This window comes from Streptomyces sp. H39-C1 (genome assembly GCF_027158125.1).
In the GTDB taxonomy this organism is placed as follows: Bacteria; Actinomycetota; Actinomycetes; order Streptomycetales; family Streptomycetaceae; genus Actinacidiphila; species Actinacidiphila fildesensis.
In genome coordinates, this window is the sequence record NZ_JAPVLS010000037.1 from 60,758 (window position 1) to 81,977 (window position 21,220).

Below are 21,220 nucleotides of genomic sequence, written 5' to 3' on the forward strand. Positions count from 1 at the left end.
AGACGCCGGCGCAGGAGATGGAGCGGAGCCCGGTCCAGCGGTTCGGCGCCGGGGCCGGGCCCGGTCGGCTGCGGTGGCAGGGTGGGGAGGTCGGCGCGCTGGAGGCGGTCCAGGCCCATGTCGATGCGGCGTTCGGGATCGGCGGGGTGCGCGATCGCCAGCAGGTGCAGCCGGGGCTGGGGCGCCGGGACGAGGCGGCCGACGATCCGCAGTCGCGCACCGGGGAGCGCTGCCAGCATCCGGAGGTTGTCCCGGTGGGCCAGTGCGGGGTGGTCATGGGCCGCGGTGAGCCGGAGCGTCAGATCGTCGCACGCGGCGAGTAGGCAGTCCCCGCCGGTCTCGCGGGCTGCTCCCAGGATCGTGACGTCGAGGAAGAGCAGATCGGCGCCCGCGTGCGAGGTCTCCGCGCCGGGGGCGCGTGCGCGGAGGGCGCGGGCGACCTGCTCGGCGGCCGGTCCCGCCCACAGCGCCCCGAGGGGTTCCGCCGTCCAGGCGGCTCCCGCCGCCCGCACCGCCTTGACCGCCGCGCCCGCGCCGAGCCGGCCGGTCGGCGAGACGGTGGCCCCCGACAGGGCGAGCCCCGCGTGGGAGAGCTCCCGGTGGGTGAGGGCGGTGTCGCCGAGCCGCACGGTGCGGTCGGCCGCGGCGGCGGCCCGGCCGGGGCCGCCGGGTGCGATGTCCGAGACGGTGTAGAGCCGGCCATCGGCGGCCGCGGCCCAGGTGGTGGCGCCGGCGTAACCGCCCGCGGTGATCAGCGGTTCGGTGAACAGCCCGTACAACCGCAGGGATCCGTCGGGCACATAGGCCTGCCGGGCGGTACCGCGCAGGGCGGCCAGTTCGGAGTCCTTCGCGTCGGGCAACCGGTGGGCGGTGGCCAGCAGTTCCCGTACCGCGGCGGTCAGGTCCCCCAGCCGGTGTGCCGGGTCGGCGGAGCGCGCGGCGCGCAGCCCGTTGACGACCGAGACGGCCGCCGCGGCCGGGCGGGGCAGCCCACCGAGCCGGGCCGCGTGGGCCGCCCGCAGCAACTCGGCCTGCAGGACGGCCCCGGCACCCTCGATACCCGCGTCGAGAACGGCGGCCCCGGCCGCCCACAGGGCGCCGGCGGCAGCCCGTTGCTCGGGCGTCGCAACGTCCTCGGTAGCGGCTTCCGGGGCCGGAGCGGCCCCGCTGTCCGTGGCCGTGTCCTTGGGCGAAGGCGCCGGTTCGTCGTCGGCCACGGGCGCCGCGGACGCGACGGCCGCGCGGTGCAGACAGTCCGGGGCGAGCAGACAACCGCAGCGGATCCCGCCCTGGGTGGTTACCACCCCGGCGGGGGCGTGGAGTTCCAGGCTGATCTCGTCGTCGACCGCGATCCGTACCGTGTCGCCGTCACGGACGGCGGGCCTGGCCGCGATCTTGACCGCGGCGGCGTCGAGGCGTTTGCGCAGCCGGGGCGAGAGGGCGCCGACGATCTCGGCGGTCACGGCGGGTGCGACGGCGGGGAGGTCCTGGCTCATGCGATCTTCTCCCCTACCCAGCGGGCGAGTTCGAGCGGGCTGAGGGCGGCGACCGGCATACCGGCGGCGACGAGCTGGCCGGCTACACCGGTCGAGTACCGGGGACGTCCGGCGTCGTCCAGGCTCGCGCAGCCGAGTACATGGCAGCCGGCCCCGACGAGGGAACGGACTTCGGAGAGCAGTCCGCCGAGCGGATAGCCCTCCTCGAAGTCGCTGATCACGACGACGAGGGTGCGGGACGGCACGGTCACCAGCGTGCGCGCGTGGCGCAGTCCGGCGGCGATGTGGGTGCCGCCGCCGACGCGGACCTCGAGGAGCAGCGAGAGGGGATCGTGCACCTGGTCGGTGAGGTCGATGACCTCGGTGGAGAAGGCCAGGAAGTGGGTGGACAGGGTGGGTACTCCGGCGAGCACCGCGGCTGTGAGGGCCGACCAGATGGTGGAGGACTCCATCGAGCCCGACACATCGGTGACCAGGACCAGCCGCCAGTCGGCGGCACGCCGCGCGCGGGAGCGGAAGACGGGCCGCTCGGGGATGACCTGGACGCTGCCGTCGGGTGCCCGGCGTGCGGTCGCGAGGTTGGCGCGCAGGGTGCGCGCCAGATCGAGCCGTCCGCCGGGGCGCCGGCTGGGGCGGGGCAGCGTCATGCCGGTCATGGCGGGCCGCAGTCGGGTGGCGAGTTGCCGGGTGAGTTGCTCGACGAGCCGGCGCACCAGCGGGCGGAGCGCACCCAGCCGGGCCTCGGGCAGCCCGCCGGCGTGCTGCAGGACGGTCTTGAGCAGATCCACGGAGGGCCGGACACTGCTGGGATCGAGTTCGGTCAGTACATCGCGGCGCCCGGACGCGGCCGCCGCCGCGAGCACTTCCTCGCGGATGCCGGGACCGAACAGCACGGCCAGTTCCTCGGACCATTCCCGGACCCCCGGGTACGGGGTCTGGCGGCCACCGCGGTTGCCCCCGGCACTGCCCGTGAGGTCACCGCGCGAGCCCTCGCCGCGACCGCTGCCGTACAGCTCGTCCAGGGCGGTGGCCAACGGCGCCGCTGACGGCGGCAGTTGATCGGTGCGGCGGCCGAGTACCAGCCGCCATCGGTCGGCCGGGGCCAGGATCCGGTCCTCGGCGGCAGGAAGCGGCGGCGACGGGGCGGCTGGGGCTGCCGGATCCGCCGCCCCGGCCGGGTCGGAGGGTTCGGCGGCTTCGGCCGGTTCGGTGACGGGCGGGGCCGGGAGCGCGGCGGGCAGCAGACCCAGCCGGCCCAGCGTCTCGCGGGCGGTGAGATCGGCCCGGGTCCACCGCGCCAGCGCGGCCGGGTCGATGCCGTCCGTGTCGGTGATGTGGCCCGTGTCGTCCCCGAGTCGTGCCTCCACGGTCGTCAGCAACCGGTCGCGGGCGGCCGGGCTGAGGGTGTCGAAGCCGCCGCGCAGCGCGGGCAGACGGTCCAGGAAGGCGCTGTCGCCGAGGTCCGTGATCCGGCCCAGCAGCGGGTCCAGGACGGGTGCCATGGTCTCCAGGAGCGGGCCCGCCGCGGTGAGCAGGCCGGTGAGACGGGCGGTCAGGGCGCCCCGGCAGCCGGCGTCCGCGGCCGCGTCGACCCAGGACGCGGCGCGGGTGCCGAAGGCGTGCGCGTCCTCGTGTCCGAGCAGAACGCGTACGGCTCCGGCCGCGGCGGACATGAGCGGTGAGCCGTCGGCGGCCAGCCGGGTGAGGGAGTCGGTGAGCCGGATGCCGCCGAAAGCGTCCGCGCGGTGGGCGAGTTCGAGCAGCGCGCGGGCGTCCGCCGGATCGTCGGAACCGGTGAGGCCGTCGACCTGGCGGACCGCGGCGGCGGTCAGCAGTTCGTTGACCGCCGTGGCTCGCTCACCGCGATCCGCGTCCACGCTGAGTCCGGCGACGTGGCCGGCCCTGATGCGGTCCAGCAGCGCGAGTGCGGTGAGCAGTTGGGGCCGTGTGCCGGTGGCGGGCACGCCCTGGCCCAGCTCCTCGAGCCGTTCGTCCGCCAGCCCGGGCAGGCCGCACGAGGCCGCCTCCGCCAGACCGTCGATGGTCTGGTCGGCGGTGGGGCCGCCCGCGTCGTGTTCTGCGCGGCGGCGTTCGCGCAGCAGCCCCTCGGCGGCCTGGCCCGGGGTGACGCCGCGGACACCGGCAGCGGCCAGCATGGCGGCGGTGGCCGGCGTCCAGCGCACCTCCCACCGGGTGGTGACGGCGTCGCTGCCGCCCGCACCCGTCACGGCCGTCGCCGAGGCGTAGGGGATGCCGCAGACCGTCAGCCGGCGCAGCAGCAGTTCCCGGCGGCGGTCGAGGTCCGAGCGCAGCGGGTCCAGCCGCAGATCGCGGGCGGCTGTGGTCCCCGCGTCGCCGGGGCCCGGCAGGCCCAGGCGGGCGACCTCCTCCTCGACGGCCGGTGCCAGACCGCTGCGCGGCGCGTCGGGGGCGGGCCGGCCGGAGCGGGTGCCGACCAGGACCCGTTCCAGCGCTCGGGCGACAGCGCGCCCCCGCCCGAGGGGCTCGCCCTGGGTGAGCACCGTCTGCACGGCCTCGATCAGCTCCCCGCGGCCGGGCGCGGGCAGACCGCGCAGCCTCGCGAGGTCGCCCGCCAGCCGCACGATCTCGCGGGCGTCCGCCGGGCCCGACGGGTGGTCCTGCGCGCGCAGTTCGGCGCAGATCCGCACCGCGGTCCCGAGGAGTGCCTCGTCGATCGCGGCCGGGCTGCCCGCCGCCCGCAGGACGAGGTGCTGCCATTCGGGGTCGCGGATGCCGGCCGGATAGCCGGACCGCTCGTCCAGCAGCGGGTAGGTGTACGGAATGAGCGACGCCGTCCACGCCGGGCCGTCGGGGGCCGGGTCGGCCGACGGGACCGGTTCGGTGTCCGGGCTCAGCAGCGCCGGGGTGTGGAAGGCGCCCACGACGACCGCGGCCCGGCGGCCGGCGGCCAGGACCTCGTCGATCCGGGCTCGCATCCACCGCTCGCGGGCCAGGTCCGACGCCTCCACTCCGCCGCCCCGTTCGGCGTCGTCCCGCAGCGCCCAGCCGGTGAGCAGGGCGGCGCGGCGCAGCGCCTCGGGTGCGGAGCCGGGTGCGGCGGCCTCCACGAGGCGGTCCCAGAGATCCTCTCCGGGACGCCCGGTGAGCCGGGCGTTCAGCGCGTCCCGCAGCCCGGGCCCCTCGCCGTCGGAGCTGCCCCGGCCGCCCGGCGCGCGGCGTTCGTGCCAGGCCGGGTCGGACAGCGGCAGGTCGCACGCGATGACGGGAACGCCGTGGCCCGCGGCCCAGCGCAGGGCGGCGAGCTCGGGAGAGAAGTCGGCGAACGGATAGAAGGCGGGGCCGCGCCCGTCCCCGCCGCCGGCGGCGGGGACGGCGGCCAGCGCGACCGGAGCCAGGGTGTCGGCATGGGCGAGCCAGGGCAGCCACTCCTGCAGGTCCGCGGGCAGCTCGACGAGCAGCACCTCCGGCCTTGCGGCGTCCAGCAGTTCCGGCATGACGGCGGCGAGCGACGGCGCGTGATGGCGGACGCCGATGAGGTACGGGGCGGCGGGGCCGGTCATGGCCGCTACCGCCTCGTCCGGAGTCATGGACGGTGTCAGGGGCGGAGTCATGGGCGGCGGCACGAAATCGGTCGTGGGCGGAACGGTCATGGCGTCAGCTCTCCAGGACCGAGCGCAGGTCCCACAGCGTGCGCCAGGTCGCGGAGCCCTGCTCGGCCCGGCGGCGCACCGCGCCGTCCCAGTAACCCAGCAACCGGGCGGCGTCCGCCGGATCGTCCTTGCGGACGACGCCGAGCAGATGGCCCGGGAGCAGGGACAGCACGTCGCGGTCGCCGGGGAAGTACGCGGCGGCCAGGGCGAGCGAACCGGCCACCGACACGGCCTCCGCGGTGCTCATCACGGTGGAGGGGCGTTCGACCTCCCAGCCCTCGGCCGACCGCCCGTCCCGCAGATCGCGGAAGGCCGTCACGAGGGCTTCGAGGATCGCGTCGTCCACTTGGAAGGGGGCGCCGGCCCGCGTGACGGCCGCGTGGGCCTGGCGGCGCACCAGGGCCGTCTCGGCGTCGAGATCGCCGATGGGGCCGACGGTCTCGAAGTTGAAGCGGCGTTTGAGGGCGGCGGACATCTCGGAGACGCCCTTGTCGCGGAGGTTGGCGGTCGCGATGAGCGTGAAGCCGGGTGCGGCGTGCGCGAGGGCGTCCTCACCGCCGGCCAGCTCCGGGACGGCGATGCGCCGTTCGGACAGCAGCGAGACCAGCGCGTCCTGGACCTCCGGCAGGCAGCGGGTGATCTCCTCGACCCGGGCGACGGCGCCGCGGGTCATGGCGGTGAGCACCGGGGACGGCACCAGGGCCTGCCGGGTGGGGCCCTGGGCCAGCAGCAGCGCGTAGTTCCAGCCGTACTTGAGCTGGTCCTCGGTGGTGCCCGCGGTGCCCTGCACCACCAGGCCGCTGGTGCCGCACACGGCTGCCGAGAGCAGCTCGGAGAGCATGGACTTGGCGGTGCCGGGCTCGCCGACGAGCAGCAGCCCGCGCTCTCCGGCGAGGGTGACGACGCAGCGTTCCACCAGAGCGCGGTCGCCGACGAACTTCTGCTCGACGACCAGTCGGCGCGGGAGCCCTTCGGGCGCCGCGGCGCTCTCCGGCAGCTGCAGGGACTCGCCGTTGCTGCCCATCACGAAGGTGACGACGGCGCGCGGGGTCAGCCGCCAGGAGGGCGGCCGGGGGCCGCTGTCGTAGGCGGCGAGGAAGGCCAGTTCGGTGGCGTGGCGGTCTTCGGGCGGGCTGACCTGGCGGCCCGGCGCTGCGGAGGATGCGGTCTCGGTGCGGATGTCGGTGCGGATGTCGGTGGTCATCGACGGCGGCCCTTCCGGGTGGCACGGGTGGTGAGTTCTTCGAAGGCGGGGGCGTCGCCGTCCTTCACGCGCCCCCAGGCGAGGGCGAACAGGGCGGGCACCGACAACAGCGGCACGGCCCGTACGTGATCGCGCAGCGGGTAGAGCCCTTCCTTCCAGGTCTCCACCGGCAGGGCGGACGACTTGAATTCGTGCCAGCCGCAGGGCAGGAACAGGGTCCGGCCCGCGCGGGACCGCTTGGCCTCCAGGACCAGGTCGGTGGCGGCGAGTTCGGCCCGTGCCTTCTTCAGCCGGGCGGGCTTCCAGCCGGTCCACCGGGCGCAGTCGCGGTCCGTCGGGTCGGGCAGGGCCAGCAGCTGCAGATAGATCACGGCCGCGTCCTCGCTCAGCGCGTGGGCGGCGGCCACCTCGGCGACCAGTCCCGGCACCGACCGGGTGGGGTCCTGCGCGTGTCCGGTGAAGTCGTCGGGTCCGGTTCCGGCGTTGACGGCCTGCTCCAGGTCGCTGCCGAACAGCGCCCGCACCGAGGCGAGCGTGCTGATCCGCCCGGAGCCGAGAAGCCCTTCGAGCAGCCCGAAGACGGGATCGTCGGCGCCGGTGATGCCTGCCGTGCGCACCAGGGTCATCTCGTTGTCGCCGTACCAGGGGCGCAGCACGAGGCTCTCCCCGACGCGGGTGAGACCGTCCGGTCCCGCTCCGCCGGTCGCGGGCAGGCCGTACGCCGTGCGCAGCGCGGCAGCGGTCGGGGTGCCCTTCTCGGTCCACTCCACGTCCAGGTCGAGGACGAGTCCGGGGTCGGTCAGCCGCCGGCGAACGGCGGCGAGTCCGGCGGGCAGATGGGCGCGCAGCGGGTGTCCGTACGGCAGCCCGTAGGCGAGCCCGCTGAGGGCGGCGACGGCACCGGTGAGGTCTCCCCGGCTGGGGAGGGCGGAGGGATCGTCGGGGACGAGATCGCCGTCCTTGTCGCGGCGCATGGCGGTGGTGCGGCTCAGCCACGCGGTCCGCGCGGGGTTGAGGACGGCCTCCGCCGCGTCCGTGCCGACGCCGTGCAGCACGTCCGCCAGATCCTCCGGCAGCCGGACCAGCGACCCCAGGCGCTCGGCCCAGACCCGGGCCGCTGCCTCGATGTCCGGTCCTGTCGCCCACAGTCCGGCCGGGTCTGCCGGGAGCAGTGCGTCCAGCAGCGCCAGCCGGTTGGCACGGCCGAGCGAGTTCAGCCGGTGGTTCGCCCGTTCCGCCTGGCGGGTCTTGAGGCCGATCAGGGAGAGCCCGGCCGTCTCCATCTCGCCGGTGCCGGCCGCGACCAGCAGGGCCGCCTGGACGGGCTCGATGCCGGTGGCGGTGTCGAGCGCGACGGCCGCCTCGGGCCGCCACGGGACGGCGCCCCGCTCACGGACGAGTCGGATCAGCGGCAGCAGGCGCTCGTGCGGGAACGCCGGCTCGTGGCGCTGCTCCTCGTGGAGGGTGAAGTCGGCGATCCGGCCGAACGTCCCCTCCGGGTCGTGGTCGAGGGCGAGCCAGTGCACGCGGCCGTTGCCCCGGTTGACGTTCTGCCGGCCGAGGATCACCACGGTGCGGCCACCGCGGCGCAGCACCTGGCCGACCCGTTCCCGCTTGGTGCCCTCCTCGCACAGGACGACCTGGCGCAGGGCGCCCGAGGGGTCGGCGAGAGGGCCGGTGGAGACCGCTTCGAGCAGCGTGAGCAGCGCCTCCCGGTGCTCGTCGGAGGTGCCGGGGGAAGCCGCGCGGTAGGCGAGCTGCCGCAGGGTGTCCAGGAAGGGCAGCCAGACCATCCCGACAGCGGGCACCGTGTGGGCCTCGCCGCTCCAGCCGTCGCCGAGGACCGGCAGCGGGGTGGGTTCGGGCAGCAGCCTGCCGTCGGCGGGCTTCCCCGACAGGACGTGATTGACCGACAGGATCTGCTGGAGGGCGGTCCACTCCTCGCCCTGTCCCCACCGCATGTAGCCACCGGGCGTGGCGATGCCGGCGGTGGCGGCCCGCAGCGTCGTGTCGTCGCCGTGTGGGGGCCGGTGCTGGGCGTACATGCCCTCGGTCTGCGGTGTCTTCGGCTGCTTGGGCTGCACGGGTGCGACGAACGAGGCGGTGGCGAGCACATGGTTGACGGCGGCCCGCACGATCGCGGTCACTCCCGTGAGCAACCGCGGGTCGGACAGCGCGGGAAGTGCCGCGGCGACGGCCGTCCTGGCCACTTCGTCCGCGGACGGACCGGTGTACTTCTCCTGTCCTGCGGCCGCGGCACGGCGCTCCGCCAGAGCGGTGATGGCCGCGCTGAGCAGGGACGCGATCTCCGCGTCGGTGACCGCGCGCAGACCTGCCGAGCCCTGCTCGTCGCGCGGGCGCAGAGCGTGCCAGAACGCCGGCGGCGGAACGTATCCGGTGCCTGCCGCGTACTCCCCGCCCTGGTCGGAGACGGCGACGGAGCCCAGCACACCGGTGTCGGATGTGGCGTCCGCCGGGTGGAGCTGGATCATGTTGCCGACCAGGGCGGCGACGGGGCCCGCTCCGCCCGGCAGTCGCAGCACGCCCAGCGGTACGGGGTGGTGGCCCTGGCCCGGGGCCACGGGAAGGGTGACGGTGCGCCCGTCGGGTGTTCCGGCGGTGACCCGCCGCTCGTGGTCGCGGCCCTCGGTCCGTACCCAGCGGCCCAGGACGGTGCCGTCGGTGCCGAACGGCGTGTTCTCCAGGCCGGGGAGCAACGGCAGGACCTCGCAGTCCGCGGGCGAGAGCCGGGCGTCCTCCCGGATCCCGGACTGCAGGAAAGCGGGCAGCGAGGCGCGTCCGTGCGTGCCGCCGGCCGGATCGTACTCGACCCAGATGTGCTCGCGGCCCTGCTTGCCCTGGCGCCAGTGTCCGGTCCCGTCGCCCAGCACGGGCCGGGAGGACGGCAGGGTCGTGTCACCCGCGTGCAGGGTCCGGCCGCCGGTGGCGCGGCCGCCGCCGGGCAACGGCAGCGACGGGGTGCCGGCCGACTGCGCGTTCCACCAGTACGGCAGCTGCTCTCCGCCGAGCGTGAACACCTCGGAGGGGCGGGCCGACCAGTAGGCGCGCTGTTTGCTGTCCTCCTGCCAGATGACGAGCAGTTCGCCGTCCGTGTAGCGGAAGTGCGGGCGCCGCCATTGGTCGAGGTCGGCCGGGAGGCGCAGCTCGTGTTCCAGCAGCACCCCTTCGGGGCCGACGACGACGGCCCGGTGCCGGTTCGCGACGATGAGAGCGGGCCACGCCTCGGCGACCACGATCCAGTGGTTCTGGTCGGCCTGACCGGCGTTGAGCTGTTGGTAGGCCTCTTCCAGGGCCGGCCAGCCCAGTTCGTCCACGACGCCCGCGCGCAGGGTGGCGGCGAGGATCGGGGCCAGGTCGTGTCCGGCGACCTGGGCGACGGCCAAGGCGTTGACCTGGGCGGCCACCGGGCGGAACGGTGCGATCCGGCTGAGTGCCGCGCGCGAGCCGGGCAGTCCGGTCGCTCCGGTGAACTCCTCGGCGCGGTCCCGGAGCCAGTCGTGGAGCACGTCGCTCAGGACCGGGTGGCCGGCGATCGCTTCGAGCACGGAGGTCTCCGCCCGGTGACCGTTGAGGCCGCTCAGGGCGTCGTACAGCAGCTCGCGGAAACGGGGGCGGCCCGCGACGGCGGTCAGGTCGCGGCGGCCGGGCACGTCGTCGGAGAGCCAGCCCTCCAGCGGGAGATGGACCGAGGCGCCAGGGGCCGGCTCGGTGAGCGGAATACCCCAGGTCAGGCAGCCGTCGAGCAGGTCGAGGTCGGCGCCCGCGTGCCAGCGCCCCTGGAAGAGGTCGACCGGACGTCCGTCGGAGCGCAGCCGGGCGGCCATCCGCTCCACGAGCGCGAGTGTGGCCGGGCACCGCTGGGAGCTGGACGAACCGTGCTTGCGGTGCAGGGCCCAGCGGCTGAGCCAGTCCGCCGGATCGGCGCCCGCCGTACCGGTCTCCTCGGTGAGCAGGGTGTCGGCGCCCGTCTCGGCGAGCAGCGCGAGCCAGGACTCGTCGGCGGACCGGCCGCTCCCGAGGCCGGTCGGCATGATCTCCAGCAGCCGGGCCCGGACGGCGGGTTCACCGGTGGCGAGCACCACGAGGGTGGCGCGGTAGGCGGTCCAGAACGATGCGGGTGCGCGGACGATGCTGGGTGAGGCGAGCAGATCGGCGACGAACGCCGACTCCTCGGTCACCCGGTCGAGACCCGCGGCCTTGATGAGCCCGCGGGCGTCCTGCGGCAGGGCGGCGTACGGCGGCATCCCGGCCGCACACCGTTCGACGGCTAGCTGACGGAACTGCGCCCACGCCTCGGCCGGGTCGAGCCGCCGGGAGAGGTCCTGGACATGGTCCTTGAGCGCCTTCACGGTCAGCGCGCCGGCGAAGGCGAACTCCAGGAAGACCGCCCGCTGCCGGTCCTCGTCGACCGCGAGGCCGTGGACGCGCTCGGCGGCACGGGCCTTGCCGAAGAGGGTCGCGGCGTAGGTGCTGTTGTCGTGCTGGAGGAAGACCCGGGCGGCCTGCTCGTAGAACGTCGGCAGGAAGTGCGGTACGGCCCGGCCGAGCCGGGTGGCGAGAGCTTCGAAGCCGTCCTTCGCCGCGCCGGCACGGGACTTGGCCTGGCGGGCGAGCCGCTCCATGTCCTTGACGAGGGCGAGGGCGTGGTGGCCGTTGGCGGGGTCGTTGACCAGCGCCCAGGCGGGGAAGCCCAGCGTCTCGCGGCGGACCTGTCCCACCTCGGGGGCATCGGGTTCACGGACGAGCCCGAGGAAGTCCAGCGCCAGATCCTCGGCCTCGCCGAGGGTGCCCGCCACCAGGCGCACCACGCGCCGGTCGTCGAGCGCCGGGTGTGTGTAGGTGCGGGCGGTGAGCGCGTCGGCGTCGTCACGGGTGACGGTGCCGGGGCGCAGGATCGCGCCGGCGTCGAGCAGCGCCGCGGCCCGGGTGATGTCGTCGGTCTTCATGCCGCCTGCTCCTCGTCCTCGATGTCGCGTCCCGCGTACAGGGCCGCCGCCATGCGCATGCCTTCCGACCAGGCGACCGGGCCGACCTGGCCGGCCGTCAACGCCCGTCCCGCACCGTCGGTCCAGGTCAGCGAGCCGGTCTCGGTCTGCTCGTAGCTCTCGTAGTCGCCGATCCAGATCCGCGCCTCGACGGTTCTGCCGTCCTCGACCACCGGGCAGACCGCCTGGCCGCCGCGCGCCCGGTACCCGAGCTGGGTGGCACGGCCGTGCAGGAACCGCAGTTCCTTGAAGGTGCCGCCCGCGTAGTCGTCGACCGAGGCGGTCTCCGCGTCCAGACCCGCCGGGCGGCGCCACACCTCGCGGAAGAGCTGCTGCACCCGCTGGTTCACGGTGAGCTCGACCGCGAACTCCCGGAGTTCTTCGAGGTCTTCCAGCAGCACGGGGTGCGGTATGCGGACCAGCTCGGGGCTGATGCGCACGGTGTCACCGTCCAGGTCCACCAGACCGAGGCCCCGGACGGGGTCGGCGTCCCGCAGGAACCCGGCGACGTCGCCGTTCTCCCCCATGACGACGAGGTCGCGCAGGGCCGACCGCCAGGCGGTGTCCTGCCACACCTGGGCGACGGCGGCGACCGGGACGGGCAGCGAGCGCACCATCCACCGCTCCACGTCGGCGACGCACTGCCGTTCGTGCCGGTCCAGCCACTCCACCAGCTGGCGCAGTCCGACCACGGCCGGATCGTCGGCCAGCTTCGGCGGTACCGTCTTCAGCCGGCGCCCCGCCGCGTTGCGGCAGACCACTTTCCCGTCGTCGAGGGCGACTTCGTAGTCGCCGGCCGGAACCCACCCCATGTGCTGTCTCCTTGGTCAGACGGCCTGTTCCGGGGCATGGCACACCTATGGCACACCGCACGCCACACCCCCGGTCGCAGCGCCGCCGCGATCACGTTGGTGCGACTCTAGGGGGAGGCTCGGACAATGCCTCCGGCAGCACCGGCGGGCCTGTGGACAACCGGATCGCGAGGGGTTCAGACGGTGCGTCCGGTGCCCTCCGGGGCGGTGAAGTCCCAGCTGAGCAACAGGATGGCGAGGTCGTCCAGATGCCGTCCGGCGTCCAGTTTCCGGGTGACGGTGGTCAGATGGTCCACCAGCGCCCGCCCGGTCGTCCGCGGTGCGCTGTCGATGATCGACAGCAGGCCGTCGGTCCCCAGGCGTTCGTGCCCGGGCCCGCTGTGTCCCTCCACCAGACCGTCGGTGTGCAGCAGCAGCGAGGCGGCGGCCGGGAGTTCGGTCCGGGTGGTGTGCCGGCCGCCGCCGGGACCGATGCCCAGGGCGACGCCCGGCCGGGACGGCAGCGGGCGGGCCGTGCCGTGCTGGACGAGGAGCGGTTCGTCGTGACCGGCCAGCGTGACATCGATCCGGCAGGCGTCCGGGTGGAGCGAGATCATCGCGACGGTGGCGAACATCGCGGAGTAGGGGCGTTCCGCGACGAGGACCTGCTCCATCAGGGCCAGCAGGCCGGACTCGCGGCGCTGGGACCGTACGTGGTGCAGTTCGGTGCGCGCCCGGTCGCGGGCGGCCTCCAGGTCCTTCTCCAGGTGGGAGGTGCTGACGCGGATGGCGTTGAAGTCCTGCCGGCCCTCGTCCGCCCGCTCGGTGGCCAGGGCCACCGGGGCGCCGGCCGGCGCGGTGGCCACCGGCCGGCCGAACCGGGACTGCCAGGTCTCGGCGCGCGCGAGCACCTCGTCCAGGTCGGCGACCGTTGACCGGTCACCGGCCAGCAGGGTCCGCAACTGCGCGGTGGCGTCCTTCTGTTGTCGCAGGCCCGAGCGGTAGGGCTCCAGGAAGCCCGGTTCCCCGGTCAGCCCGTAGCCGCGCGCCCCCGTCTCCTGGTTGACCAGCGCGCTTTCCAGCCGCACCGAGGCCACCAGCGCCGGGGTGCTGCCGTCCACCAGCCGGTCCGAGATCGCCGTGGAGCGGGCGAAGACCCACACCCCGGTCGCCGCGAGGACGGCGAGGACCACGAGCGCGGCGCAGGCGCCCGCCGTCAGCCAGCGCCGCGTCGTCCAGTCCGCGGTGGGACCGCCGGCCCGGCCGGCCCCAGCCGCTCCGGAGCGTGGGTGCTCGGCCGGATCCTCGTGGCTGCGCGCCCCTGCAAGGCCTGTCACTGCGACTCCTCGATCACCCCGCCCCGCCGCGGCAGCGGCAGGGCCAACCGCTCCCGCCCCGGGGTACAGCCGCGCCATCGTGCCCAGCGCGCCGACCATGATTGTCGCCTCATCGACACGACCGTAGGGTGGGCGCATGCGCCGCGAGGAGTCCACCGTCCAACTCGGCCATGCCCAGTTGACGGCACCGGCCGAGCAGGGCGGGACGGCACTCCCCCACCGGCCGGCCACGGAGACCCTCCGCCGCGGGCACCCCCTCAGTTCCGTCCCGCCGACCTCCGCAGGAGCGAACCCGTGAACGCCCTCGCCTCTCCCCGCTCCTACAGCATCCTGCTCGTCGAGGACGACGCCGCCGATGCGATGCTCATCGAGGAAGCCCTCGCAGAAAAGGGGATGACCCGGGCCATCGCCCGCGCCAACGACGGTGTCGCCGCACTGGAACACCTGCGGGACCCGGCCAACGACCGCCCCGATCTCATCGTGCTGGATCTGAACATGCCCCGGATGAACGGCCGCGAACTGCTGGCCGTCCTCAAGGACGACCCGTCTCTGGCCACCATCCCCGTGGTCGTCCTGACGACCTCGTCCACGCCGGACGACATCGCGGACGCCTACCAGCACCACGCCAACGCGTACGTCACCAAGCCGGTCAACCTCGACGACTTCCTGCACTCCGTGCGGGGCATCGACGCCTTCTTCCTCGAGATCGCCACCCACGTGCCCCGCGACTGAGAAGGAGGCGGCACCCGCGGGCCTCCCGTAGCGGAAACACCGCGCCTGCCGGTCCAGACACCATTCCCACCTCGTATACACGAGGAACAGGAGCGCTTTTAGGTTGCATCTACGATTCTCCGGACGGACGATTGGGCAGGACGTTGTGAGCAGCCGCCGCGTGCACCGCCCGGAGGGGGAATCGGATGAGCCGACCCAGTACGCCGCAGCGCGCCGCGCCGCCGCGCACCCGGTCCTTCCTCCTGCGCGGCGAGGTGCACCGGCCGGCCACCCTGACCGTCGCCGATCTGCGGAACGGCTGGGAGCAGCACCGGGCCGACGTGGTCTTCGACTGCGCGACGAACGGGCCGCAGCACCACCGCTTCGAGGGGCCGCTGCTGCGGGAGGTCGTCACCGCCGCGGAGCCCGCCTTCGACGCCCGGCGGCGTAAGGACCGCTCGCGTTTCCTGCTGACGGTCACCGGCGGGGACGGGCACCACACGGTGCTGTCCTGGGCGGAGATCGACGCCGACTTCGGGGACACGCCCATCCTGCTGGCCACGCTCCTGGACGGCGGGGCGCTGGACGAGTCCGGCAGCCAGCTGGTGGTGCCCTCCGACCGCTGCGGGGCCCGCTACATCAGCGACATCAGCAGCGTATGGGTCGGGGCCTGCCCGCCTCCCGGCGCATCCGCGGCCACGGGATAGGGCCGGGTGTCGCCGGAGAACGGCGCCGGACCCCGCGACGGGGCCGCCGCGCAGAACGACAAGGCCACCCAGGCGTGGGACGAATTCCTGCGGGCCGACATCATCGAGGAGCCGGGCGTGGCCTACGCCGCCGCGCTCCTGGGGCCGGACGGGCGATATCTGCACACCGCGTCGGCGTCGGCCGGGGACGACGGGTCGGGGTACTTCCGCCAGGAGGACGCCGCAGCCGCCCTGTCCGTGCGGGACGCGGCCCGCGGCGGACCCCCGGTCGCCGAGCCCTTCGCCCTGAGCGGGCGCCGGGTGACGATCGGCCCGATCGCCGGTGACGCCGACCTGTGGGCGACGCCGCTGATCTGCGAGCGCACCGGCCTCAATGTCGGGGTCATGGGCGGCACCCCGAGGGGATATGTGGTCGTCGCCCTCTGACATCCCATGAGTGACGACATTCCCGTGCCGGGCGTCTACGGCGCGGAGATCTCCACCTGGAGTGTTTTCCAGAGCCGGATCGGACTGGCGCTTCTCACCGCCTGACCACCGCCATTGGACCTTTCACTAAGGGCGGGGCAGTTGCCATGGAGATTCGCATCATGAATTGCAAATGCCAGGGAATTGCCCCTAACGTGTCGCACATGCAGTCCTACACGATGGGTCAGGCGGCGCGCCTGCTGGGTGTGAGCCCGGATACCGCGCGCCGCTGGGCGGACGCCGGCCGGGTGACGACCCACCGCGACGAGGGCGGCCGCCGACTGATCGACGGCCGGGACCTGGCCGCGTTCTCCATCGAGATCGCCCAGACAGGCACCGGTGAGGAGGACACCTCCTGCATCTCCGCCCGCAACGCGTTCCCCGGCATCGTCACCGCGGTCAAGCTCGGCGACGTCGCCGCACAGGTGGAGATCCAGGCCGGTCCGCATCGGCTGGTGTCGCTGCTGACCCGTGAAGCCGTCGAGGAACTCGGCCTGGAGGTCGGCATGCGGGCCACCGCCCGTGTGAAGTCCACCAGCGTGCACATCGACCGCACCTGACCCACCGCTCCAACCAGCGGCGTCGTCCGTCCCCGACGCGGCCTCCACCAACCGCTCGGGCGACACCGGTCGGCCCGAACAGCCACGTCACCAGGGAGTTCAACCCTCATGTCCTTTGCCTTCGACAGACGCCGCGCCGCTGCCGCGATCGTGACCGCCGCCCTGTTCGTTCCGCTCGTGGCGGCCTGCGGCAGTGACGACAAGAAGGACGCCGGTTCCACGGCGACCCCGTCCGCCAGCACCTCCGGAGCGCCCAAGGCCGCGCTGACGGTGCTCGCCGCCTCCTCGCTGACCGATGTGTTCAAGACCGCCGGCGCCGCGTACGAGAAGAGCCACCCGGGCACGACGGTGAAGTTCTCCTTCGCCGGCTCGCAGGAACTCGCCGCGCAGGTCAAGCAGGGCGCGCCGGCCGACGCCCTGGTGACCGCGGACACCAGGACCATGGACGGCCTGAAGTCCGACACCGGCACCCCGGCCATCATCGCCAAGAACCGCCTGGTGATCGCCACCGGTGAGGGCAACCCGCTGAAGATCACGGCCCTCAAGGACCTGGCCGACACCAAGTTCAAGGTCGTCCTCGCCGCGCCCACCGTCCCGGTCGGCCGGTACAGCAAGCAGGTCCTGGACGCGCAGAAGATCGTGGTCAAGCCGGTCTCGCAGGAGCCGAACGTCCGCGCCGTCCTGAGCAAGGTCGAGCTCGGCGAGGCCGACGCCGGCATCGTCTACGCGACGGACGCCGCGACCGCCACGAACAAGGTCGACGCCATCGAGATCCCCGACGCGCAGAACGCCGTCGCCTCGTACCCGGCCGCTACCTTGAAGACCACGAAGAACAGCGAGGCCGCCGCCGCGTTCGTGGCATGGCTGAGCACCCCCGAAGCGCAGAAGATCCTGCAGGCGGCGGGCTTCCAGCAGCCGTAGTCCTGTGCGGGAAGCGGCAGCTCCCCCTGTTGTGAGGGCTGTCCGGATCGGGGGACCGGACAGCCCTGTCACTGCCTTCGCCTGCCCCGATCCCAGGAACCGCCGATGAGACGCATCCGCAGCCGAGCACGCGGCGCGCGCACCCCGGTCGCGCTGGCGCTGCCCGCACTGATCGCGATCGCGTTCCTGCTGATGCCGCTGGTCGGCATCCTGTCTCGCACCGACTGGGGTGCTATCGGGACCGATCTGACCAGCCCTGACGTCACCACCGCGCTGAGGCTGTCACTGCTGGTGTCGTTCTGGGCGCTGGGCCTGTCGCTCGTGCTCGGGGTGCCACTGGCATGGCTGCTGGCCCGGGTCGACTTCCCCGGCAAGTCGCTGGTGCGCTCCCTCGTACTGCTGCCGATGGTGCTGCCGCCCACCGTGGGCGGTGTCGCGCTGCTGCTCGGCTTCGGGCGGCGGGGGCTGCTCGGGCCGTGGCTGGAGAACACGTTCGGGATCGTGCTGCCGTTCCACACCTCCGGGGCGGTGGTCGCGGCGACCTTCGTGGCGATGCCGTTCCTGGTCATCAGCCTGGAAGGGACCCTGGCGGGGCTGCGCCCCAGCTACGAGGAGACCGCCGCCTCACTGGGCGCCCCGCCGGTGCGGGTGTTCTTCACCGTCACGCTGCCCATGGTCGCCCCCGGCCTGGTGGCGGGCGCAGCGCTGACCTGGGCGCGCGCCCTGGGCGAGTTCGGCGCGACCATCACCTTCGCGGGCAACCTCCCCGGCACCACCCAGACCCTGCCCCTCGAGGTCTACCTGCTGCTGCAGGACTCGCCCGAAGCGGCCACGTCCGTCTCCCTGCTGCTGCTCGTCATCGCCATGGCCGTACTGATCGCGCTGCGCGGCCGCTGGGCCGGCGGGGCGGTGACCCGGGAGAGCAGCTCCAAGCGACCCGTGGACGACGGCCCACCGCCGGCCGATCCGTTGACGGACTCCCCCGCAGCGCCGAATCTCCTCAAGGGCGGATCTCCGGCGGACGGTTCCCCCTCGGACGGAACTCCCGGCCCGAAGTCCTCCGCCGCACCGGACCGTTGGTCCCTGCACACCGACGTCACCGGGTTCAACCAGCTGACCCTGGACGCGGAGCCCGGCACCACCATCGCCATCGTCGGTCCCAACGGCGCCGGGAAGACCACGCTGCTGCGCGCCCTGCTCGGCCTCACCCCCCGCGCGCACGCCGAACTGCGCCTCGGCAGCACCGACGTCACCGACCTGCCACCGCACAAGCGCGGTGTCGCGTGGGTTCCGCAGGACGGCGCGCTGTTCCCGCATCTGACGGCGCTGTCCAACACCGCCTACGGTCTGCGCACCCATCACGTCCCGCGCGCCGAGGCGCGCCGCACTGCCCAGCAGTGGCTCGACCGGCTCGGCGTCGGCCATCTCGCCCACCGCAGGCCCGCGCAGCTCTCCGGCGGCCAGGCCCAACGCGTCGCCCTCGCCCGCGCACTCGCCGCCCGGCCCCGGCTGCTGCTGCTCGACGAACCGCTGGCCGCCCTCGACCAGACCACCCGTGCCCATGTCCGGCACACGCTGCGCACCCACCTCGACGGCTTCGGCGGCGTCTGTCTGATCGTCACTCACGACCCCGTCGAGGCGGTCGCCCTCGCCGACCGGGTGCTCGTCCTCGAAGACGGCCGCGCCCTCCAGGACGCGTCGCCCGCCGACGTCACCCGCCACCCCCGCTCCCCCTGGGTGGCCCGGATGCTCGGCCGCAACGCGTGGCCCGGTACGGCGACCGCCAGCGGCCTCGCGCTGGCCGGCGGCGGACAGCTCGTCGTCGCCGACACCCTCACCGAAGGGGCACGGGCGCTGGCGATCATCGCGCCGGAGGCGGTCTCCGTGCACCGTGACCGACCCGCCGGCAGCCCCCGCAACGTCTGGCCCGGCACGATCCGCGAGATCACCTCCTCCGGCAGCCGGCTGCGCCTTCTCATCACCTCCGACCAGGCACCCGATCTCGTCGCCGAGATCACCCACCAGGCCGCCGCCGAACTGGGCCTCACCGACGGGACCTCGGTCTGGACGAGCGTCAAGGCCACCGAGGTCACCCTCGTCACCCTCTGAGGCCGACCGCGCCGCCCGGCAGTGCCCTGCATGACGGATAAACTGCGACGCCGCCCCCCGCCGGACCCACCGCGGCACGGCGGGCCCACCAGCCCCGCGAGGGAAGCGAACGGCGAACGTGACACGACATGTGCTCATCCTGGGCGGCACCACGGAAGCGCGCCGGCTCGCGGCGGCGCTGGCCGCCGATCCCGCGCTGCGGGTGACCAGCTCGCTGGCGGGGCGGGTGGCCGAACCACGGCTGCCCGCCGGCGAGGTACGGATCGGCGGGTTCGGGGGCACCGAGGCGCTGGGCCGCTGGCTGGCCGAGCACGCGGTGGACGCGCTGATCGACGCCACCCACCCGTTCGCCGGCACCATCAGTTTCCACGCCGCGGAGGCGGCGGCGTCCGCCCGGGTCCCGCTGCTCGCGTTGCGGCGGCCCGGCTGGGTGGCGGGCCCGGACGACCACTGGCATCCCGCGGAATCCCTGGCCGAGGCCGCCGCGCTGCTCCCGGGACTGGGCCGGCGGATCTTCCTGACCACCGGCCGGTCGGGGCTGGCCGCCTTCGCCGGAACGACCGGTCTGTGGTTCCTCGTCCGCTCGGTCGACGCCCCGGGGCCACCGCTTCCGGAGCACTCCGAAGTCCTGCTCGACCGGGGGCCCTTCACCCTCGAAGGGGAGACGGAACTGCTGCGCCGCCACCGCATCGACGTCCTCGTCACCAAGGACAGCGGCGGACCGGCCACCGCGGCGAAGCTCACCGCCGCCCGCGAGGCCGGCATTCCGGTCGTCGTCGTCCGCCGCCCGCCGGTGCCCGGCGGGGTGCCCGTGGCGGCGACCACGGAGGAAGCGGCCGCGTGGCTGCGCGCCGTACTGATGTAGCCCGCAGCCGGGTCAGGCGTCGTCCCGGTCGCCGGCGGGCGTCCTGCGCAGCAGATAGGTGTCCATGATCCAGCCCTTGCGGGCACGGGCTTCGGCGCGCAGCGTCTGGATGCGCTCCGAGACGTCGGGCAGCCGTCCCGCGACGAGGATCTCGTCCGGTGTGCCCAGGTACGCGCCCCAGTAGATCGTGACGTCGTCACCGCCGTCCGGAAGGTGCGCGAAGGCCTGGTGCGCGTCGAGCATGACGACGACGTCGTCGGCGCCCTCGGGGAAGCCCGCGGCCAGCTGCCTGCCGGTGGTGATCTGCACGGGCCGCGCGGGCCGGTTCAGCCCGGTCCGGTGCTTGGCGGCCAGCGCCGCGACGCTGCTGATGCCGGGGATCACCTCGTAGTCGAACGCGACCGTCCCCCGGCCGAGCACGTCCTCCAGGATGCCCAGAGTGCTGTCGTACAGGGCGGGGTCGCCCCACACCAGGAAGGCGCCGCACTCGTCGTCCGCCAGCTCCGAGGTGATGAAGTGCTCGTAGATGTCGGCCCGGCGATGGCGCCAGTCACCGACGGCCGACGCGTAGACCGGTGACGGCGCCGTACGGTCCCGGTCCGGGTCCTGGGCCGACACCAGCCGGTGCGGACGCGTCACATGCTGTTCGATGATGTCGTGGCGCAGCTGGACCAGGTCCGACTTCTCCTCGCCCTTGTCCAGGACGAAGAACACGTCGGCCTGATTGAGCGCCTTGACCGCCTGCAGCGTCAGATGGTCCGGGTCGCCCGCGCCGATACCGATGACAAAGATCTTCCTCACGGCATCGAGTCTGCACCATGCGGTCGGGGCGTGACGCCGCCGGGGGCGGCCTGCGGGCTGCCGCCCCCGGCGGGCCGGGGGTCAGAACGCGGTCAGGGTGAAGACGACCTTGTCACCGGTCCTGATACGGAACTGGCAGCCGCCCACGGGGGTCGGCGTGCCGTTGACGGAGATGTTCCGGTACTCACTGGCACCCGCCGTGCCGGCGGCTGTGCGACTGACCGCGTAGTCGTCGAACGAGGGGTACCAGGTGCCGTCCCAGGAGAAGTGCGCCCGTCTCGCCGCGTCGTCGAGCGCCGCGGTCGGGGTCGCGACCCGGCTCGGGCTCACCGTCCGGTGGCTGAACAATGCTGACCCGGCCGCCCTTTTGGCCATAGGCTGGACGGTGCAGCTGGTTCGCCCTGTCCGCCAGACAGGTGCGTCGTAAGAGGGAACCCGGTGGAATTCCGGGACTGCCCCGCAGCGGTGAGTGGGAACGACCGCCGTCATACGCACTGGGACCCGAGCCGGGATCTGGGAAGCGACGGCCAGTAGGTGTCTCGTGTCCGTACGAGACGTGCCCGCGAGTCCGAAGACCTGCCACTGCCCGCGCGCCCCCAACGGCGCACGGTGATT

Annotated in this window: 16 protein-coding genes and 1 riboswitch; of the genes, 8 read left to right on the forward strand and 8 right to left on the reverse strand. The window is 73.9% G+C overall.

The genetic code is table 11. The features are described from left to right. The 6 genes from O3W51_RS24095 to O3W51_RS24120 form a co-directional block, all read right to left on the reverse strand. Positions 1-1,496 (reverse strand): hypothetical protein (locus O3W51_RS24095; protein ID WP_269287329.1); only part of this gene is annotated, 1,496 nt, incomplete at its 3' end. Next, on the reverse strand, positions 1,493-5,065 hold the full coding sequence (locus O3W51_RS24100) for a vWA domain-containing protein (RefSeq protein WP_443048331.1): 3,573 nt from the start codon (positions 5,063-5,065) through the stop codon (positions 1,493-1,495). The genes O3W51_RS24100 and O3W51_RS24095, both read right to left, overlap by 4 nt. A 67-nt stretch (positions 5,066-5,132) precedes the next feature. Beyond that, entirely contained in the window at positions 5,133-6,332 is a 1,200-nt protein-coding gene (locus O3W51_RS24105) for an ATP-binding protein (RefSeq protein WP_138354476.1), read from the reverse strand. Continuing rightward, positions 6,329-11,299, reverse strand: coding sequence for a hypothetical protein (locus O3W51_RS24110; RefSeq protein ID WP_198358563.1), 4,971 nt, complete (start codon positions 11,297-11,299; stop codon positions 6,329-6,331). The genes O3W51_RS24105 and O3W51_RS24110 overlap by 4 nt, the downstream gene beginning before the upstream one ends. Continuing rightward, positions 11,296-12,150 (reverse strand): DUF4132 domain-containing protein, encoded by an 855-nt coding sequence (locus O3W51_RS24115; protein WP_138354474.1) that lies wholly within the window; start codon positions 12,148-12,150, stop codon positions 11,296-11,298. The genes O3W51_RS24110 and O3W51_RS24115 overlap by 4 nt, the downstream gene beginning before the upstream one ends. Before the next feature lie 176 nt (positions 12,151-12,326). Continuing rightward, entirely contained in the window at positions 12,327-13,466 is a 1,140-nt protein-coding gene (locus O3W51_RS24120; protein WP_198358564.1) for a SpoIIE family protein phosphatase, read from the reverse strand. Positions 13,467-13,602: 136 nt separating this feature from the next. Here O3W51_RS24120 and O3W51_RS24125 point away from each other — a divergent pair, with 136 nt between their 5' ends. From O3W51_RS24125 to O3W51_RS24160, 8 genes are all read left to right on the forward strand, one after another. Continuing rightward, positions 13,603-13,764 (forward strand): hypothetical protein, encoded by a 162-nt coding sequence (locus O3W51_RS24125; protein WP_187144755.1) that lies wholly within the window; start codon positions 13,603-13,605, stop codon positions 13,762-13,764. Next, positions 13,761-14,198 carry a response regulator gene (locus O3W51_RS24130; RefSeq protein ID WP_138354472.1) on the forward strand — a complete coding sequence of 146 codons (438 nt, stop codon included), beginning with the start codon at positions 13,761-13,763 and terminating at the stop codon, positions 14,196-14,198. The genes O3W51_RS24125 and O3W51_RS24130 overlap by 4 nt, the downstream gene beginning before the upstream one ends. 185 nt (positions 14,199-14,383) lie before the next feature. Next, positions 14,384-14,884, forward strand: coding sequence for a molybdopterin-dependent oxidoreductase (locus O3W51_RS24135; RefSeq protein WP_198358565.1), 501 nt, complete (start codon positions 14,384-14,386; stop codon positions 14,882-14,884). 6 nt (positions 14,885-14,890) lie between these two features. Beyond that, positions 14,891-15,310, forward strand: a complete 420-nt coding sequence (locus tag O3W51_RS24140) for a hypothetical protein (protein ID WP_269287326.1) — start codon at positions 14,891-14,893, stop codon at positions 15,308-15,310. Between the two features lie 203 nt (positions 15,311-15,513). Then, on the forward strand, positions 15,514-15,909 hold the full coding sequence (locus O3W51_RS24145; protein ID WP_138354469.1) for a TOBE domain-containing protein: 396 nt from the start codon (positions 15,514-15,516) through the stop codon (positions 15,907-15,909). A gap of 108 nt (positions 15,910-16,017) precedes the next feature. Then, on the forward strand, positions 16,018-16,830 hold the full coding sequence (modA, locus tag O3W51_RS24150) for a molybdate ABC transporter substrate-binding protein (RefSeq protein WP_138354468.1): 813 nt from the start codon (positions 16,018-16,020) through the stop codon (positions 16,828-16,830). 105 nt (positions 16,831-16,935) lie between these two features. Continuing rightward, a complete protein-coding gene (locus O3W51_RS24155) occupies positions 16,936-18,939 on the forward strand; it encodes an ABC transporter permease (RefSeq protein WP_198358566.1) in 2,004 nt (667 codons plus the stop codon). A gap of 118 nt (positions 18,940-19,057) precedes the next feature. After that, positions 19,058-19,804, forward strand: a complete 747-nt coding sequence (locus O3W51_RS24160) for a cobalt-precorrin-6A reductase (RefSeq protein WP_138354466.1) — start codon at positions 19,058-19,060, stop codon at positions 19,802-19,804. 12 nt (positions 19,805-19,816) lie between these two features. Here the strand turns inward: O3W51_RS24160 and cobF are convergent, their stop codons facing one another. Further along, on the reverse strand, positions 19,817-20,605 hold the full coding sequence (cobF, locus tag O3W51_RS24165) for a precorrin-6A synthase (deacetylating) (RefSeq protein ID WP_138354465.1): 789 nt from the start codon (positions 20,603-20,605) through the stop codon (positions 19,817-19,819). Positions 20,606-20,686: 81 nt separating this feature from the next. After that, positions 20,687-20,980, reverse strand: a complete 294-nt coding sequence (locus tag O3W51_RS24170; RefSeq protein WP_381587245.1) for a hypothetical protein — start codon at positions 20,978-20,980, stop codon at positions 20,687-20,689. Positions 20,981-20,997: 17 nt separating this feature from the next. Further along, positions 20,998-21,187: riboswitch (cobalamin riboswitch) on the forward strand. Positions 21,188-21,220: the final 33 nt, after the last annotated feature.

Excerpts from the sequence above, each read along its gene's own strand:
- O3W51_RS24170 (WP_381587245.1), bottom strand. The coding sequence starts at position 20,980 with ATGGCCAAAAGGGCGGCCGGGTCAGCATTGTTCAGCCACCGGACGGTG.
- O3W51_RS24115 (WP_138354474.1), bottom strand. The coding sequence starts at position 12,150 with ATGGGGTGGGTTCCGGCCGGCGACTACGAAGTCGCCCTCGACGACGGG.
- O3W51_RS24135 (WP_198358565.1), top strand. The coding sequence starts at position 14,384 with ATGAGCCGACCCAGTACGCCGCAGCGCGCCGCGCCGCCGCGCACCCGG.
- O3W51_RS24125 (WP_187144755.1), top strand. The coding sequence starts at position 13,603 with ATGCGCCGCGAGGAGTCCACCGTCCAACTCGGCCATGCCCAGTTGACG.
- O3W51_RS24105 (WP_138354476.1), bottom strand. The coding sequence starts at position 6,332 with ATGACCACCGACATCCGCACCGACATCCGCACCGAGACCGCATCCTCC.
- O3W51_RS24110 (WP_198358563.1), bottom strand. The coding sequence starts at position 11,299 with ATGAAGACCGACGACATCACCCGGGCCGCGGCGCTGCTCGACGCCGGC.
- O3W51_RS24155 (WP_198358566.1), top strand. The coding sequence starts at position 16,936 with ATGAGACGCATCCGCAGCCGAGCACGCGGCGCGCGCACCCCGGTCGCG.
- O3W51_RS24100 (WP_443048331.1), bottom strand. The coding sequence starts at position 5,065 with ATGACTCCGGACGAGGCGGTAGCGGCCATGACCGGCCCCGCCGCCCCG.
- O3W51_RS24145 (WP_138354469.1), top strand. The coding sequence starts at position 15,514 with ATGCAGTCCTACACGATGGGTCAGGCGGCGCGCCTGCTGGGTGTGAGC.
- modA (WP_138354468.1), top strand. The coding sequence starts at position 16,018 with ATGTCCTTTGCCTTCGACAGACGCCGCGCCGCTGCCGCGATCGTGACC.